The 17,772-nt window shown below is 61.6% G+C and carries 13 protein-coding genes; all 13 read left to right on the top strand.

All coding sequences use genetic code 11. From position 1 onward, the window contains the following. Positions 1-179 precede the first annotated feature (179 nt). The 13 genes from EUB48_RS19960 to EUB48_RS19900 all read left to right on the top strand — a co-directional run bounded on the left by EUB48_RS19960 (position 180) and on the right by EUB48_RS19900 (position 17,765). Positions 180-1,514, top strand: a complete 1,335-nt coding sequence (locus EUB48_RS19960) for a replicative DNA helicase (RefSeq protein WP_142820817.1) — start codon at positions 180-182, stop codon at positions 1,512-1,514. After that, a complete protein-coding gene (locus tag EUB48_RS19955) occupies positions 1,511-1,693 on the top strand; it encodes a hypothetical protein (RefSeq protein WP_142820816.1) in 183 nt (60 codons plus the stop codon). Before EUB48_RS19960 ends, EUB48_RS19955 begins: the two co-directional genes overlap by 4 nt. A 172-nt stretch (positions 1,694-1,865) precedes the next feature. After that, positions 1,866-3,362 carry a sigma-54 interaction domain-containing protein gene (locus EUB48_RS19950; RefSeq protein WP_142820815.1) on the top strand — a complete coding sequence of 499 codons (1,497 nt, stop codon included), beginning with the start codon at positions 1,866-1,868 and terminating at the stop codon, positions 3,360-3,362. Between the two features lie 88 nt (positions 3,363-3,450). Continuing rightward, entirely contained in the window at positions 3,451-5,742 is a 2,292-nt protein-coding gene (locus EUB48_RS19945) for a DEAD/DEAH box helicase family protein (RefSeq protein WP_142820814.1), read from the top strand. 33 nt (positions 5,743-5,775) lie between these two features. Next, positions 5,776-7,257 (top strand): type I restriction-modification system subunit M, encoded by a 1,482-nt coding sequence (locus EUB48_RS19940; RefSeq protein WP_142820813.1) that lies wholly within the window; start codon positions 5,776-5,778, stop codon positions 7,255-7,257. Continuing rightward, positions 7,254-8,441, top strand: a complete 1,188-nt coding sequence (locus EUB48_RS19935) for a restriction endonuclease subunit S (protein WP_142820812.1) — start codon at positions 7,254-7,256, stop codon at positions 8,439-8,441. Before EUB48_RS19940 ends, EUB48_RS19935 begins: the two co-directional genes overlap by 4 nt. Further along, positions 8,438-12,427, top strand: coding sequence for an N-6 DNA methylase (locus EUB48_RS19930; protein WP_142820811.1), 3,990 nt, complete (start codon positions 8,438-8,440; stop codon positions 12,425-12,427). The genes EUB48_RS19935 and EUB48_RS19930 overlap by 4 nt, the downstream gene beginning before the upstream one ends. Positions 12,428-12,464: 37 nt before the next feature. Next, positions 12,465-13,991 carry a P-loop domain-containing protein gene (locus EUB48_RS19925; RefSeq protein ID WP_210411664.1) on the top strand — a complete coding sequence of 509 codons (1,527 nt, stop codon included), beginning with the start codon at positions 12,465-12,467 and terminating at the stop codon, positions 13,989-13,991. Between the two features lie 178 nt (positions 13,992-14,169). Then, on the top strand, positions 14,170-14,994 hold the full coding sequence (locus EUB48_RS19920; RefSeq protein ID WP_244618274.1) for a terminase small subunit: 825 nt from the start codon (positions 14,170-14,172) through the stop codon (positions 14,992-14,994). Between the two features lie 117 nt (positions 14,995-15,111). After that, on the top strand, positions 15,112-15,564 hold the full coding sequence (locus EUB48_RS19915) for a MarR family winged helix-turn-helix transcriptional regulator (RefSeq protein WP_142820808.1): 453 nt from the start codon (positions 15,112-15,114) through the stop codon (positions 15,562-15,564). 53 nt (positions 15,565-15,617) lie between these two features. Then, a complete protein-coding gene (locus EUB48_RS19910; RefSeq protein ID WP_142820807.1) occupies positions 15,618-16,187 on the top strand; it encodes an isochorismatase family protein in 570 nt (189 codons plus the stop codon). A gap of 1 nt (position 16,188) precedes the next feature. Then, the gene (locus EUB48_RS19905; RefSeq protein WP_142820806.1) at positions 16,189-16,518 is read left to right on the top strand and encodes a hypothetical protein; all 330 of its coding nucleotides are present in this window, start codon (positions 16,189-16,191) and stop codon (positions 16,516-16,518) included. Then, positions 16,515-17,765, top strand: coding sequence for an MFS transporter (locus EUB48_RS19900; protein WP_142820805.1), 1,251 nt, complete (start codon positions 16,515-16,517; stop codon positions 17,763-17,765). The genes EUB48_RS19905 and EUB48_RS19900 overlap by 4 nt, the downstream gene beginning before the upstream one ends. Positions 17,766-17,772: the final 7 nt, after the last annotated feature.

The raw sequence follows: 17,772 nt of genomic DNA, 5'->3' as shown, positions 1-17,772 counted from the left end.
AACCACGGCAGGCGAGGCGTTGGCCTGGCTCCGCGGCTACTTCACCCGGGCCCGCGACAACGACTTCGTCATGGGCCGCGTGGCCCGAAGCGCAGGGCACGAGAACTGGCGCGCTGACATCAAGTACCTGTTTTCCAGCAATGGCCGCTCACAGGTCATCGAGAAAACCCGGGGGGCGCATGATCCCGCACAGCATCGAATCGGAATGGGGCCTGCTGGGCAGCCTGCTGGCCGACAACGCGGCCGCCACGCGCATCTCAGGGCTGGACCCTACAGCCTTCTACGTCGAGTTTCACCAGGACATCTATCGGGCCATGCTGCAGCAGGTGGCCGCCGGCAAGGTCTTTGACATCATCACGCTGCACAACGCATTGTCCGAGGCGGGAAAGGCCGACGACGAGAGCCTGATGGCGCTGAACGAGATCGCGCAATACGTCACCGGCGCGCGCAACGTGGTGCGCTATGCCGAAATCGTGTCCGACCACCACCGCAAGCGTCAGCTGCTGGCCGCCTCGGACGAGATCGCCGAAATTGCCCAGGGCAAGGGCACGCCGGCCGAACAGGTCGACCGCGCCCAGATGGTGCTGGCCAAACTCGCGACCGTGAAGGCACAGCGCGAGCCCCAGCACATCAACCAGTCGCTCGCGGACTACCTGACGTTGCTGCAGGACCTGAGCGAAGGCAAGAACCCGGCTATCCCCACCGGCATCGCCGGACTGGACCGGATCCTGAACGGCGGCCTGCGTCGCGGCGGGATGATGGTCATCGGCGCCCGCCCCAAGCACGGCAAGACGGCGCTGGCGCTGGCCCTGGCGCGCAACATGGCGCGCCAGTACACCGTCCTGTTCCTCAGCCAGGAAATGTCGGTGATGGAGCTCATGCACCGGCACACCGCGGCGATGAGCTCCATCGACCTGGGCCGCATCGTCGGTGCTGACGCATCGGATCAGCCCATGTGGCAGGGCGTGACGGAGGCGGCGCACCGGCTCGGCAAGCTAAAGCTGGTCCACGACGAGCAATGCGCCTTGAACCTGCTGGACATCCGGCGCAAGGCGATGAGCGTCAGGCGCCAGCATGGGCTGGACGTGCTCTTCGTCGACTTCCTGCAGCTCATGCAGGGCGCCGGGGAAGAAAACCGGAACCGCGAGCTGGACGTGATCGTGAACGGCATCAAGGCGCTGGCCATGGATCTGCAGATCGCGGTGGTGGTGATGTCGCAGATGAGTCGCAAGGCCGACGAGAGCTACCACCGGCCCACGATGACTCATCTGCGCGACTCTGGGGCCATTGAGGCCGCTGCCGACCAGATCGCGCTGCTGTTCAACGACCATGCCCATCCCCTGAGCAAGAAGGGCCCGGACTTCAAGGGCTTCTCCGAGCTCGAAATCGTCGCGCACCGCAACGGGCCGCAGGGGCTAGTGCCTCTTCACTTTGCCGGTGAGCTGCAGCAGTTCAGCGACTGGGCGGGGCCGATTCCCAAACGCGGAAGCAGGAACTCGGGAGACTTTGAATGAGCGCCATGAGCCGCAACAAAATGGCAGCGACCGCAACGCTGCGATCGATTCACGCGAGTGACAACATGAAAAAAATCGAGAAGGAAGCGCCGATCCGGCTGACGCACGAGGGCATTTACGGCGAGACCGAAACTGGGGCCAAGGGGAGCGCAGCACCTGCGCGAGTTCCAGCACAATGACAAGGCCATACCGAGCATTCTGGCCACATCGCAGAGGCTCCACACCGGCGTGGATGCACGCAAAGTGCGCAACATTGTGCTGATGCGGCCGGTCACGAAGCCAAGCTGCCGTTCAAACAAGTCTTATCAAAGTACAATATTTTTTATGAATGTGACAAAGAACTTCTGATCCATGGCGATATTGCTGGCGTGGCTGGGCAATACAGACTTGCGCGCATCAGAGTGCGGTGATGTCGATTCACAAGGCCCTATCTTGGGCGCGATGAAAGCGTTTCGATTTGGTTCGGTGCACTTATTGTCAGATCACAGTGTGCAGAAAACCCACGCTTTTGCGTTGTGGCTTGGTGAGCAGGTTGAGGTACCAGTTGTGCCACACCAAGTCAAGCTCACGAGCCCCACCAGCTTCGAAGAAATCTTTCGTGCAGCCACGGACGTAATCGAGAAGGTCAAGCTAGCGTCACCCTCGGCCGCCCTCACATTCCATCTAAGCCCAGGCACGCCGGCCATGGCGGCTATCTGGCTCTTGCTTGCCAAGACGAGGTATCCGGCTAGACTGATCGAGTCTTCGCGCGAGCAAGGCGTCAAAGAGGTCAGCATTCCATTTGAGTTATCGGCCGAGTTTGTACCAGTTGTCAGCAAACAGGCGGACGACTCACTTGCTCGTCTGATGCTGGGCTTGCCACCCGAAAGTCCGGCTTTCACATCTATTGTTCATCGCTGCGCAGCGATGAAGCGTACCGTCGCAATGGCGCATCGCCTCGCGGTGCGCGAGGTGCCCGTGCTCATTCAGGGCGAATCCGGCACCGGTAAGGAATTGTTCGCGCGCGCGATCCATCAGGCCAGCGCGCGCAACAGCATGCCTTTCGTCGCCGTCAACTGCGGCGCGATTCCTCAAGAGTTGGTCGATGCGGAGCTGTTTGGCCATGAAAAGGGCGCTTTCACAGGGGCAACGTCCGCTCGCGCCGGCTATTTCGAATCCGCCGATGGCGGCACCCTGTTCCTCGATGAGATCGGCGAACTGCCCTTGGCCTCCCAGGTCCGTCTGCTGCGAGTCCTGCAAGAGCGCGAAGTCACCCGGGTCGGCGCCACCCGGGCCAAACCCATCGACATCCGGGTTATCGCTGCCACCAATCGAGTCCTGCCCGATGAAATCAGGGGTGGCCGATTCCGGGAAGACCTCTTCCATCGCTTAGCGGTGGGTGTGCTGCTCCTGCCTCCTCTGCGCCAACGCGAAGGTGACCTCAACATCCTGATTGACTCGCTGTTGGCGTCAATAAACGCCGAAGCCGCATCCCAGCCGGGTTATAAACATAAAAAATTGGATGTTGCCGCAAGAAACCTTCTTGTCCAGCACTCCTGGCCTGGCAACGTCCGGGAACTTCACAACACGTTGCTGCGTGCCAGCATCTGGGCCGTTGGCGGCAGGATCACTAGTCAAGACGTGGCTGAGTCCCTGGCAGTGACGGTCGCCCCCAAGGCTGAAACGATCCTCGGTCGCCCTCTAGATCAGGCAATTCAACTCCCAGACATCATTGGGAGTGTCGCGCGCCACTACCTTGAGCGAGCCATGGCTCAGACGCATGGGAACAAGTCTGAAGCTGCGCGCCTGCTCGGAATTGGCAGCTACCAGACCCTGAGCTACTGGCTGCGAAAGTACGGGGTTGGATAATTGGCACGCATCCTGCTTATTGGTACTTGATCACAACTTTTTTTATGGCTCCGGCTAACACCGGGAACTGGATAACAAGGCAACTTCAATGGCACGCAACGAACGACTGACCTGCAAAGAACTCATCGAGCCCCGCTTGGCGGCGCTCGGCTGGGCGTGGCAGGAGCAGCTGCGTATCGGGCCCGGGCGCGTCAACTTGACCGGCGACACGATGTACGACGAAACCCAGTCGATCATTGCCGACTACCTGCTGCGCTGCCGGGGTGTGCCGCTGGCCATCGTGGAAGCCAAGTCAGAGTCCGAAAGCGCTGCCGATGGGATGCAGCAGGCCTCCCGTTATGCACGCCGACTCTCGCTGCGGTTCTCGATTGCCTCCAATGGCGATGACTGGATCTTGACGGACAACGAAACCGGCGCTTTCGAGTCACTGAGTGCACCGCCGTCGCCCGACGAGTTGGTCGCCCGGATGGGCGTGTCGGTTGACTGGTCCCGCTGGGAGGGCGCGTTCGCCGCTGGCTATCACATGGACCAGGTGTCACGCAGAGGCGTGCGCCCGTATCAAGACATCGCTATCAATAAGGCGCTGTGGCAGTTCGCCCAAGGTGACGACCGTGTGCTGTTGCTGATGGCCACCGGCACCGGCAAGACCTTCACCATCTTTCAGCTCATTTGGAAGCTGCTCAACGGCAAGGCGCTCAAGCGTGAACACGTGCTGTTCCTGACCGATCGCAATAGTCTCAAGGATCAGGCCTATCGTGCCTTCTCGGCCTTCACGGCCTCGGAGCGCGTGCAGATTGACAAGGACACCGTTGCGCAAGGGCAGCATCTGGTCGGTAAGGTCTTCTTTGCAAATTACCAGAGCCTCGATGAGGAGCTGGAAGGCAAGAAGGTCTATGAACACTACGACCCGGACTTCTTCGATCTGGTGGTCATCGACGAATGTCATCGCTCGGGTTTTGGCGACTGGTTCGGCGTTCTCAAACATTTCGGCGGCGCGCTGCAGCTGGGCCTCACGGCCACCCCGCGCGAACTCGAAGATGGCGACCGCTCGCTGACCGCAGAGGAAAAGCGCCGCGACACGCAGCACTACTTCGGTGACCCGGTTTTCATCTACAGCCTCAAGCAGGCCATCGAAGACGGCTTCCTGGTGCCCTACCTGTTGGAAGAGCGCATCACCAACGTCGATGAGGACGGTTACACGGGCCCCGATGGCAAGCGCTACACCACGGCCAACTTCGAGCGTGATATCCGCATGCCGGATCGCACCAAGGCCATTGCGGAGGACCTCTGGGAGGTGCTGGGCAAGTACGAGTTGCGCGACGAGAAAACCATCATTTTCTGCGTGGACGACACCCACGCCGCCTTCATGGCGCAGGAGCTACGCCGTCTCTCGGGCAGCGCCGACTACGCCGCGCGCATTACCCGGGCTGAACGCAACAGCCACCAACTCGAGCGCAACTTCGCCGTGGTGGGACCCAGCAACCCGCGCGTGGCCGTGACAGTGGATCTGCTCACCACGGGCTTTGATGCGCCCGACGTGAAAAACGTCGTCTTCGTGCGCCCGCTGCGCAGCGCCATTCTCTACAAGCAGATGAAGGGGCGTGGCACCCGGCTGTGCGAGGACATTGACAAGCGCTATTTCACCATCTTCGACTACTCCGGCGCTAGCCAACTGGAGGATGCCGAGTTCGATGGCCACCCGGCAAACCGCCAGAAAGGCTACGAGCAGAAGCGGACTAAACCGTCAAAGGCAGCGGAGCCCAGCGCCAAATATCTGGCGCAAGGAGTGCGGGTGGTCATCTCTGCCGAGAACCGCTACGTCTGCCTGGCCGACGGACGCAAGGTGCCGTTCGAGGAATACACGCAGCAATCGCGCGAGTTCATCCTCGACGTTAGCCATAAGGGCTTGGATGAGCTGCTGCGCATCTGGATAGACAAAGGCGGTCGTCAGGAGCTGCGCGAGGCCTTGCGCGACCGCGACATCTACCCAGCGGCCTTCCGGCATTACCTCGACCTGCCCGATGCCGACGATGTCGACATCCTAGCCAAGATCGGCTTTCAGCTGCCTCGCGTGCCGAACCGCGCTGACCGCGCCAATCGACTGTGGGACCAAGATCAAATTTGGCTGCTGGACCATCTGGGCGAAACCGCGCAGCCTGAGAGCCAGCGCTTCAAAACCCATGTGTGGCAAACCGCGCTGGATCACTACCGCCTGTTCGGCATCGACGACCTTGAACAGGCACGCACCTACGGCGCCCCGCAATTTGCCGAGCAGTTCGGCAGTTTCACCACGCTGACTCAGCGCTACGGTGGGCCGGCGCTGCTCAAGACCGACCTCGAACTGGTCAAGCAGCATCTTTACGTGGCTATGGCCGCCTGATGCGGCCGGCCCAGAAGAACAACAGGAACCGACATGACCGAAAACAACTCCGATCACCGCCGCCAGGAAGTGCAGCAGATCGTCAAGAACGCCTGCGACCAGCTCAACGCTGAGGGCGTGGATGCCCGCAACTATGTCGAGCAACTCGCCTGGCTGTTTTTCCTCAAGGCCTTCGACGAAACCGAAACGCGCAAGGAGCAAGAGGCCGCCTTCGACGACACGCCCTATGAGCGCCGCCTGACGGGTGACTACGCCTGGAGCCACTGGGCGAAAGACACCGACCACCCCGACGAGATGCTCGAATTCGTCGATGGCAAGCTGTGGATCAAGCTCACCAGCCCGGACCCGGCCAAAGGCCTGGGCAACGATGCGCTGGCGCAGCGCTTCCGCCGCATCTTCGACAACGTGCGCAACTACAGCCGCCGGGGCGTGAGCTTCGCCAAAGTCGTGCAGCAAGTGGACAAGCTCCACTTCTCCAGCGAGACCGATGTCATCGTGTTGTCGGAAATCTACGAAGACCTGCTCAAGCGCGTGGCGGCCGACTCAGCCGGCTACGCCGGCGAGTTCTATACTCAGCGCCACATCATCCGCGCCATGGTGCAGGTAGTGCAGCCGCAACCCGGCGAGCATGTTTACGACCCTTGTTTTGGTACAGCGGGTTTCCTGGGCGAAGCCGCCGACTACTTGCGCCATCACAATACCCTCAGCGGCAAGCAGCTCGACGACCTGCAGCACAAGGCGTTCTTTGGCCTGGAGCTCAAGCCATTGACCTACCTGCTGGGCTCGATGAACATGATCTTGCACGGCATCGAGGGCGCCAATCTGGAGCTGACCAACACGTTAGAGGTGCACAGCCAGAACGTGGCCGAGAAGGACAAGTACCGGGTCATCCTTGCCAACCCGCCCTATGGCGGCAAGATGGCGCAGGAGCTGCAAACAAACTTCCGTGTACGCTCCAGCGCTACCGAGTGCCTGTTCCTGCAGCACATCATGGCCAACCTGGCCAAAGACGGTCGCGCCGCAGTGGTCATCCCCGAGGGTGTGCTGTTCCGTGGCGGCCCGGATCAGAAGGTGCGCAAGGAGCTGCTGGAGCAGTTCAAGGTGCATACCATCCTGTCGCTGCCGGCAGGCTGCTTCCTGCCCTACACCGGCGTCAAGACCAATGTGATCTTCTTCGACCGCGCGCAAGACGGCTCGGGCACCGAGTCTGTCTGGTATTACGACCTGGCCAACGACGGCTTTGAGCTCAAGCAGACCCGCAAGCCGATTGCAGGCAACCAGCTGCCCGACTTCGTAGCCAAGTGGAAGGACCGTGTGGAAGGCGACAACTCCTGGACGGTGCCCTTGGCCGACATCGTGGCCAAGGGCTATGACCTCTCGGCCAAGAATCCGAACAAGGTCGATGATTACGAGCATCGACCGGCGCTGGAGCTGGTGCAGTCGATCAAGACCAAGGAAGCTCGAATCACCGAGTTGCTGGACGAGCTCGAAACGCTGCTGGAAAGTGGCTTGTGATACCAGCCGGCTGGAAGAAGAGCAAGCTCGGTGAGCTTCTTGATGTACAGAACGGATTTGCCTTCGACTCCGATCTCTTCTCGGAATCTGGGGGCGCACCTTTAATCCGCATTCGTGACCTGAAGAACGGCTCTGCAACAGTTGTTCGATACAACGGCACCTATGACCAAAGGTTTGTGGTTCGCAGCGGCGATCTGCTAGTTGGGATGGACGGTGAATTCCGTTGCTACACTTGGCGTGGCGATAAGGCTTTGCTGAACCAACGAGTCTGTCGGCTGATCGATTTTTCGGAAGATATCGATCCTGAATTTGTTGGATTCGGCATCAACAGCCACCTCAAACAGATCGAGGACGCCACCCCCTACGTGACTGTCAAGCACCTGTCTGCGAAGTCGATTCGCGGAATCGACTTCGCATATCCAGATCGCGCAGAACAGCGCCGCATCGTCGCCCGCATCAAGCAGTGCATGGAGCGAGTAGAGGAGATCAACGGGCTTAGGCGGGAGACGTTTCAGGAAGCAAGCGCGGTTCTGCCTTCCGTGCTAAACGAGGTCTTCGCATCACAAGTGAGCATTGCCCCATTGATGACCATCTCTGAAATTGCGATGGAAACAAGGTACGGCACCTCGCGGAAGTGCCATTCCGAACCGAAAGGTTTGCCGATTTTGCGTATCCCAAATGTCGCTCGGGGTGCGGTGAATTTTGACAACCTGAAGTACTGCAATCTGATTGATGCCGATGCGGAACGTGTTCGTCTCTCGACTGGCGACCTGCTGTTTGTTCGAACCAACGGCAGCCGTGAATTGGTCGGACGCTGCGCCGTGTTTGATGGAGGGAATCAAGAGCTGGCCTATGGCTTTGCCTCGTACCTGATCCGTGTTCGTGTTGATCAGACAAAGGTGTTGCCGCGTTACCTCGCGTATTTCTTGAACAGCACGAATGGTCGATCAGAAATCGATAGCCGTCGGCGCACATCCGCTGGACAGTTCAACATCAATTCTGAGAATTTGCGCTCGATTCCATTTTCGGTGCCGACCATTGCTGTGCAAGAGCGGTTGCTTGGCCAGATGGAACAACGCGAAGCGCAGGCGAACCAGCTTGTATCTGAATTGAAAGCTGCCAGGGCTGAAAGCCAAGGGATGCGCGAAGCCATCCTCCGCAAAGCCTTCGCCGGGGAGCTGTGAGCATCGTGCAAGACAAGCACCTGCGCGAAGCCACCTCCCAGTGGGTCGCCGCCTTGGACGTGCTGCGCAACGAAATGCCCGCCAGCGAGTCCAGGTCGCTGATCCGCGAGGTGTTCGCCGCTTTTCTGTTGCTGCGCTGGGCTGACCTGCAGGATGTGGAGCAGGAGGCGATGGCGGTCTTTGAGGATCGAACTTACCAGCCGCTGTTGCCTGGGCCGCTGCAGTGGCGACACTGGGGGCGTCTGGAATCCCCTCTAGCCATCGCCGACCGGCTGCAGGAGCTGGCGCGGCACGTCGAAAGGCTGCGCGGCGATGCGGCGCACCCTGTGGCAGCCTATCTGCACGCGCTAACTGAGCCACTGCGCCGCGTTTTGAAAGTGAATTTCGTATACCTACACGACTTCGTACGGTGGGTGGCCGATCTGCCGTTCGAAACCCCGAGCGAGCGCCGTGCGCTGCTGGATGTGTTCGATCAGGCCATCGCTGAAACCGGCGATCCCTACGATGGCCAGTACGCTACGCCGGTCAACATCGCCCGCCTCGTCGCTGCATTAGCCAACCCGCAGCCAGGCGAGCGCGTGTACGACCCGTGCTTTGGCTCGGGCAACTTTCTGGTGGCGGCCTGGCAGCAGGCCGAGCGCAGCCGCAACGAACTGCGTCGCCCGGGTGCGTTGCTGGAAGTGGCGGGTATCGAAATCAATGCCAGCGCTTTCCTGATCGGTCTGACGCGCATGCTGCTGGCGGGTATCGAAGCGCCCCGCTTGGAGCTGGGCAACAGCCTGGAGCGCGAGTCGCTGAGCAGCCCCAGCCGCCAGGGCTTTGATGTGGTGCTGGCCAACCCGCCCATCGGCGCCAAGACCAGCCGCGAGCCTTGGCGTTACCAGCACTTCGCCATTGCCACCAACGACAGCACGGGTCTGTTCATTCAGCACGCGCTGTCACAGCTCAAGGCCCACGGACGTGCGGTGATTGCCGTGCCCGAGGGTTTTCTGTTTCGTGGTGGGGCAGAGCGTGAGTTGCGCCGCTCCCTGCTGGAACAGGGGCAGGTTGAAGCCGTGATCGGGCTGCCCGCTGGCGCCTTTGCACCCTACACCAGCGTCAAGGGCAGCCTGCTGGTGTTGAGCAAGCAAGGCGGAACGAGCCGGGTTCGCATGGTAGATGCTGCCCCTTTGTTCGAGCAGCGTTCAGGCCGCAAGGCGCCGCTGATCCACGCCGCCATCGCGGCGCAATTGGCGGACGAGGTTCGTCGCCCTGAACTGCGTAAGCCGCGTGAACTTCCACCTGGTGGCGCTCCGGAGGGTGAGCCGGGCATAGGCGGGCTGGCGAGGTCGGTATGGGACGTGGGTATGGAACAGTTGGCTGCGGCCGACTGGGACTTGTCGCCGCGCCGCCGTGAAAAAGGCGGACTGGACGAGCTGCTGGCCAGCCTCAAGGACGTGTTGGGCGATAGCGGGTTGGTGGCGCCGCTGTCGACCGTGGCCAAGGTATCAGCGGGCCGCTCCATCAAGTCGGCCGATTTACTGGACGAGCCACCGTTCGAGCGCGCCGTGGGCTATGTGCGCATTAGGGACCTGAGCCAGGGCAAGGTTGAACGCACCTCAAGTTGGTTACGGCCGGAGCTAGCCAGCCTCGAACAACGCTGGGCACTGCTGCCGGGTGATGTACTGGTATCCAAGTCGGGCACCATCGGTAAGGCTGCGCTGGTGCGCAACGGCGCTGTTGGTGCCGTCGCTGCGAATGGGCTCTACGTGCTGCGTACCGATCAAGATCGGCTCGATGCGGGATATTTGCTGGCCTATCTGGCTAGCCCGGCGTGTCAGAACTGGTTGTCGGCGCAGTCGCGTGGTGCCGTGATTCAGCATCTCAACCGGGCTGTACTGAATGAGCTTCCGATACCGTTGGCAGCCCTGCCGATACAGGCCAGAGCTGCGGCCGAGTTCCGCGATTTCGGCACTGATGCACTGACTTTCCTGGCTCAGGCTACGGACAGTAGCGAGTCTGATCGCCTCGCCAACTGGCTGGCCGATTTGGATGGCAAAGTGCCCAAGTTTATAGGCGGCCTGGACGACACACCAGCACTGGCGCACTTCGAACCCGTCGCTGCGCTGGCAAGCACTTCGTTGCGTTGGCTGGATCAGGATCAGGTGAGCAGTCAGGCTGCCCGCTGGCTAACGCCGCTCACTCATACTCTACTGGCAATGGCAGGGGTGGCCCAGATTCCGCCCAGCCCCGGGCTGCTCAACGTGCTGGAGAGTGCCGAGCGAGCCGTGCAGGCGGTGTTAATTCAGACCACGGGCCACCGGCCCGCTGAATCGCAAGCACGCGCCATTACTGAGCGTCTGCGGGAATGGTTGCGCGCTGCCATTGCGGACCTGGTCGATACCGTTGGGCTACAGGTGCGGACCTCGCCGGGATCACTGGAGGCGGGTAGCTTCGCCGAGTTCTCCGTTGAGATGGAAAACATAGGGCCTTTGCCACTGCGCAATGTGCGTGTGGAAACGCAGCCAGACTGGGGCATCGTCGAGGTTCCTTATCTCGGGGGGCGGGGCATTTTCCCCATCCATTTGCGTGGTGACGTATCCAAACAAGGCGGCGACCTGTCATTGCGCCTGCTTTGGCGCGCAGGGGTCCTGACCGGGCCGATGGTCGAGGGGGAAATCGAGTTGGCGATCCGCGTCGCCGAACCCGAGAAAGCGGCCAACTCGTTGCCCGCTGAACTGGGTGGCAGCCCCTATGTGACCGGCAGCCCGCTGGAGCCGATGCATGGCCACAGTGTCTTTTATGGGCGTGATGAACTGCTTGGCAAGATCAGCCGGCAGATCGCGACCCACGGCAACGTTGTACTGCTCGAAGGCAATCGACGGGCAGGCAAAACTTCGATTCTCAAACATTTGGAAGGGCGCTCCGCGATCCCGGGCTGGCTGGCTGTCTATGCCAGCCTCCAAGGGGCCGAAGGTGCTGCAAAAGTCGTAGGTGTGCCGACGGCAGAGGTGTTTCGCGAGATCGCCCGCAGCATCGCCACGGCGCTGACCAAACTGGGCATCGATGTCCCGCTGCCCAACGGCGAGACCTTTGCCGCCGGTAAGCCGCCGTTGGGTGTAGCGCGGGCCTGCCGTGAGGGCATCGGCGCCGAATCACCATTTGCCGATTTCCGCGAGTATCTGGAACTGGTGCTGAGCGTTCTGGAGCCCTTGGGCATTGGCCTGGTGCTGATGCTCGATGAGTTTGACAAGCTGCAGGAGGGTATCGACAACGGAGTGACATCACCCCAGGTGCCGGAGAACATCCGCTTCCTGATTCAGACCTACCCGAAGTTCTCGGCGATCCTGACAGGATCGCGCCGCCTGAAACGACTGCGCGAGGAATACTGGTCTGCGTTGTATGGTCTGGGAACAAGCATCCCGGTGACAGTACTGGATACGGAGAGCGCACGCAAGGTGGTCACCGAGCCCGTGCGTGATCAACTGGCGTTCTCTCAGGAAGCGATTGAGCGGGTGATCGAGGTCACGGCACGGCACCCTTATCTGATGCAGTGCCTGTGCAACCGTGTGTTCGACTACGCGGTGCAGACCAAGAGCAGGTCGATCACCGCGAGTGTGGTTAACGACGCAGCCCATGGGCTGGTGCGGGACAACGAGCACTTCGCCAGCTTGTGGGATTACGCAGCCTTGGGCCCGGAGGCCGGCCGCCATCGCCGGCAGCTCATCTTGTTGCTGTGCGCGCGGAGCTTCAAGCAGGGAACGCACATCGGATTCGGCACGCTGCACGAGCAATTGGCTCAAGTCGGCGTGGATGTCGAAGATGAACCTTTGGATGCCGATCTGAGCTATCTGCGCGAGCTCGAGCTAATTGAATTCTCGGGGGAGATCGGCGATGGTGAATATCGCTTGGCCATTCCGCTGATGGCGGACTGGATCGAACAACAACAGGATGCAGACGTGGTGGCCAGCCGCGCCCGCACGGAAGCGGAGGAAGAAAATGCCTGAGAGGCGATTTCCCATACTGGGCACGACGGTGCCCCCCATGTTGGGGCGGGCAGCCATTCTGCAGAAGATGACGGGCGCGTTGACCAAGGCGACTCCGGATCATCTGCAAGTGGTCGGACCCAGGTTTGCGGGCAAGACAGTGATCCTGCATGAACTGGCTGCGCGCTTGCGGCAGGCGGGCTCAACCTATTCGGCCGTCCTCGTGTGGGATCTTGGCCATCAAACACCTGAAACTGATGCGCTGTTCATGCAACGGCTGGCGCGTGAGCTCTCCGCTGCATTGAAGGCCAGCCACCCCGACTATGCTGATCATCTCAGGAACACTCAGGACAACCATTACCAGGACATTGCCGAGGTACTGAACGCACTGAAGGACGAAAGTGCCAAGGTGCTGGCGATCATGGATGGCTTTGACAAGCCGCTGTCCAACGGCCAGCTGACGCGCAACCTGTGGGATCAGCTGCGAGAACTGGCGCACAAATCCAGTCTGCGACTGGTGACGGCCAGTCGTCGCACGCTGCGCGACTTGATCCGCCATCCAGACGCTCAGACCAGCGATTTTTGGAACATCTTCGAACCGAATCCAGTGCGAGTGGGTTGCTTCGATGAGAACGACTTGACGGCTGTTCTGGCAACGATGCCGGAACAGCAGCTTGCGGCTGGCGCCCAAACAGAGCTGTGGAATGCCAGCAACGGCTTCCCGGTACTCATGCTCGGCGTCCTCAACGCCGTTTGCGAGATGGGCACAACGGGTGCCGTGAGCCCCGAAGCCATGAAAGCCGCGTGCGACAGTGCATTCCCGGCGGTGCGTGACGAACTGGATGCACTCTGGATCGACTGCCCCCCTTGTTGCCAGGATCTCATTCGGCGAGTTCTAGACGAAGGCTCTGTCGCAAGGACCGGTATCGCGGCCGCTGACGCGGAGACACTGATCGAGCGCGGGTTCGTGCATGCAGCGGCAAACAAGCTGCAAAGCCCGAGCCGCTTGCTTGGCAGGTACTTAGAGGAGCAGCCGAACGAGGGCAGTGCGCTTGTGCGATTATTCGGCACGGCCGATGCCTTCCAGAAGAATCTCAGGGGTGTGCTGGAGCGCCGGCTCGGGCAGCTCAACGGCATAGACTCGGCGCTGAAACGCTACCTTGAACGTGGAACCGAGGACCTGCCCGACCATCCGGAAGTGTTCCTCAGCAACGTCCGTGGCATCGCGAACCAGGCGTTCGAGCTGATCTGGAAGGGTGAGGTTCCGGACAAGCGGATACCTTCCGAGTGGATGGCAATCTGGAAGCGTAACGAGGGCGACTGGGTCAACCAGTGGGAGACGACGTTCCCCGACGGGGGCCAACGACTGCGCCTGCTCGACCTCATGACAGGTGGAGGCATTAGCGCTCCGTGCGCCAAGCGTGTTACGAGAGGAACCTATTTCCTGATAAATGCGGTGCATGCCTTTGGTAACTTCGGGCAACACCTGAAAGGGGTGCCGATCGATGCTGGCGCAGCATACGCAGTGCTTCATCTTTGCGTCGAACTGGCTGCCGCGCTTGCGCGTGAAGTACCGGATCGTTAGTGCGTCCGCACCCCCTGTAAGGTTCGACACACAGGCCACGGTCCGGAATCATCGGGGCATGGCAGCAAAACCGACGGGGAAAAAATCCATCCCCCCCAAACCCCGCCCGCAGAAGGCACCGGCGCTCGCACCCCGTCACAAGGCTGCGGGCGTTGCCACGTCCAGTCCCAAGGTACCCATGAAGCGTACAGCCATCAATGAGGATGGCGACCCCGCAAGGCATGTCTTGACCTTGAAGCCCAAGCAGCAGAAGTTTGTAGACGAATACATGATCGACCTGAACGGGACGCAGGCGGCGATTCGGGCAGGCTACCGGGCGAACTCGGCGGCAGAACTTGCTTACGAGTACCTCAGAAAACCTCAGATTCAGAGCGCCATCGCCGCCGCCCGCAAGGCGCAGCAGGAGCGCACGCAGATCGATGCCGACCGCGTGATGCTGGAGGCCTGGCACATCATGATCGCCGACGCCCGCGACCTGGTGCAGGTGAAAGTCGGCTGCTGCCGCTACTGCTGGGGCGAAGGCCACAAGTTGCAGCGCACCCTGTCCGAGTTCAACAACGAGCGCGAGAAGCACTTGAACAGCGGCAAGCCGATCGAGGACTGGGACGAGCAGGGCGGCATTGGCTACAACCCCATCAAGGCGCCGCACACCGGATGCCCCGAGTGCCACGGTGACGGGCAGGCCCGTGTCGTGCTGGGCGATACGCGCACCCTGTCGGCGCGCGCGCTGGCGCTGTACGCCGGCGCCAGGCAGGGCAAGTACGGCATCGAGGTGCTGATGCACTCCAAGATGGACGCGCTGGAGAAGCTGGCCCGGCACCTGGGCCTGTACGAGCGGGACAACCAGCAAAAGACCGACCCGCTGGCCACCTTGCTGCACGCCATCGCCAAGGGCAACGGCAACGGGTTCTCGCCGGTGGCGCTGGATCCCGAGCGCCGCGCTGCACTGGCCGCGTCCAGCGCCTTCACCGCGCGCGAGTACGCGCCGGGCGAGGGGGACTGACCGTGACCGCACAGCCCACAATTGACTCCTCTCGATGCCACCGCCACCGCAGGATAGTAAAGTAAATTAGACAGACAATCTTTACAGTTTGGCTGTCTATATGTTAAACTGTCTGACATGGATGCCTTGCCAAACGCTCAGCAAATCATGCGTGCCTCAGCCCTGGCGCAGGACCTGCGCGCCTTGCTCGGCAAGCTCAAGCGCCGCCTGCGCGAGCAAGCGCAGGGAGAAGATCTGACGCCGTCCCAAGTGTCCGTGCTATTGCGCCTTGAGAAGGACGGCCCGGCGACAGCTTCCGCCCTGGCGCGAGCGGAAGGCATGCGACCGCAGTCCATGGGCTCGCTCATCGCTGCGCTGGAAGGTGCTGGATTGGTCAGCGGGGCGCCCGACCCCAGTGACGGCCGGCAAACCCATCTTTCGCTGACGGCGGCCTGTCGCAAACGGGTTCAGGACGGGCGAGCCGCGCGGCAGGATTGGCTGTCCCGCACCATCCGGTCCCGGCTTTCCCCGCAGGAACAAACCGAACTCGCAAAGGCCATTGAACTGCTCAAGCGGCTCCTCGATGACTGATGCTCTGGCGGATCGTCCGACCGGGGTAGCTAAACCTTTCAAAGGAAATCCCTATGGCGCTGACCACGCTTGACGCGAACACTGCCCTGATCATCGTCGACCTGCAAAAGGGCATCATCGGCCTCGTACCCGACACCCACTCCATGGGTGATGTCATCAAGCGATCGCGCGCCCTGGCCGACGCTTTCCGCGAGCGCGGCCTGCCGGTGGTGCTCGTCAACGTCGTCGGCGGGGCGCCAGGCCGCACGGAACAGCCGCCACGCCAATCAGGCCCCCGGCCCCAAGGCTGGGCCGACCTGATCCCGGAGCTGAACCAACAGCCTGGCGACATCGTCGTGACAAAGCGGACGTGGGGCGTGTTCGCCAGCACCGATCTCGAAGCGCAATTGAAAGCGCTGGGCGTCACCCAAGTGGTGGTGACAGGCGTGGCTACCGGGACCGGCGTGGAAGCGACGGCGCGCCAAGCCTATGAGGCGGGCTTCAATGTCACCCTCGCCCTCGACGCCATGGCCGACCCGCGTTCGCAGGCGCACGACTACAGCATCAGGAATGTCTTTCCGCGGCTCGGCGAGATGGGCACGACCCAAGAGATCATCGAACTCCTGCGCAACAGGAGCGCCTGAAATGCCGGGGCTTCATCTCCTGTCCTACTTCTTCGGCGGCGCATTCCTGGCGAACGCGATCCCTCATATCGTCAGCGGCATGATGGGCAGGCCGTTTCAGAGCCCGTTCGCCAAGCCGCCAGGGCAGGGGCTGTCTTCGTCGACCGTCAACGTGCTCTGGGGGTTTTTCAACATCGTCGTAGGTTATGTCCTCGTCTGCCGTGTCGGTGATTTTGGATGGAGGAACACAGGCGATGTCCTTGCCTGTGGCATTGGCGCGCTCCTGATCGCGCTCTTTCACGCCCGGCACTTTGGCCGCTTCCACGGCGGCAACATGTCAGAGCGCCAATGAGGGCTCCTTTTGCGGGCGTCTTTCGGTCCCTGCGCGGCTTCAACTATCGAGTCTGGGTCGCCGGCGCCTTCATCTCAAACATCGGCACTTGGGTGCAGAGAACGGCCCAGGACTGGCTGGTGTTCACTCAGCTCACGCATCACGATGCTTCGGCCGTCGGCCTGGTGATGGCACTGCAATTCGGGCCGCAGCTTCTGCTGCTGCCCTGGACGGGCTTCGCCGCTGATCATTTCAACCAGCGCAAGCTGCTGATGGTGACGCAAGCCACGATGGGCTTCCTCTCCTTGGCCCTGGGGATACTCACCGTCACTGGCGTCATCGAGCTCTGGCATGTCTACATCTTCGCCTTCCTGTTCGGCAGCGCGGCGGCCTTCGACGCACCGGTGCGTCAGACCTTCGTCGCGGAGCTGGTCGGCGACGCTGATCTGCACAATGCGGTGGCGCTCAACTCGACCTCGTTCAACGCCGCGCGGATGATCGGTCCGGCCGTCTCGGGCATGATCATCGCCGCCATCGGCACCGGCTGGGCCTTCCTGATCAATGGCGTCTCCTTCGTGGCCGTGTTGATCTCCCTGGCATGCCTTCACCGCTCCGAGCTGCGTCCGAATGCCAGGGCCCAGCGCATCCGGGGTAGCTTCACCGATGGGTTCCGGTACGTGCGGGGGCGCCCAGACCTCAAGGCCATCCTGGTCATGCTGTTCCTGATCGGGACCTTCGGCCTGAACTTCCCGATCTTCATATCGACCATGGCGGTGGGGATTTTTCATGCCGACGCCCGCGGATATGGCCTGCTGTCGTCGATCATGGCCATCGGTACGGTGGCGGGCGCGCTATTGGGTGCCGGCCGCGACAGACCGCGATTCGGTCTGCTGCTGGTCGGCGCCGTGGGTTTCGGGGTCGGCTGCACGTTGGCTGCCATTGCTCCCAGCTATTGGTATTTCGCCGGCGCGCTCGTCATCATTGGCGTGTCCGCTCTGACCCTCATGACCACCACGAATAGCCTCATGCAGCTCTCGACCGAGCCCGCCATGCGCGGCAGGGTGATGGCGCTGCGCGTCGGGGTCGCGCTCGGGGGCACGCCGATCGGCGCGCCGATCGTTGGTTGGGTGGCCAACACGTTCGGCCCCCGCTGGGCGCTGGGCGTTGGCGCGGCGTCCGGTTTCGCTGCTGCTGTCGTGGCCGCTTGCTTTCTGGTGCGGCAGTCGGATCGTGAAGCGGGGCCGGCCTTAACAGATCATTCGCCCTGAGCGCCCC

This window comes from Rhodoferax sediminis (genome assembly GCF_006970865.1).
Lineage (GTDB): Bacteria > Pseudomonadota > Gammaproteobacteria > Burkholderiales > Burkholderiaceae_C > Rhodoferax_A > Rhodoferax_A sediminis.
Note: the sequence above shows the minus strand (reverse complement) of the source record. Positions and strands in the feature narration are given on the sequence as shown.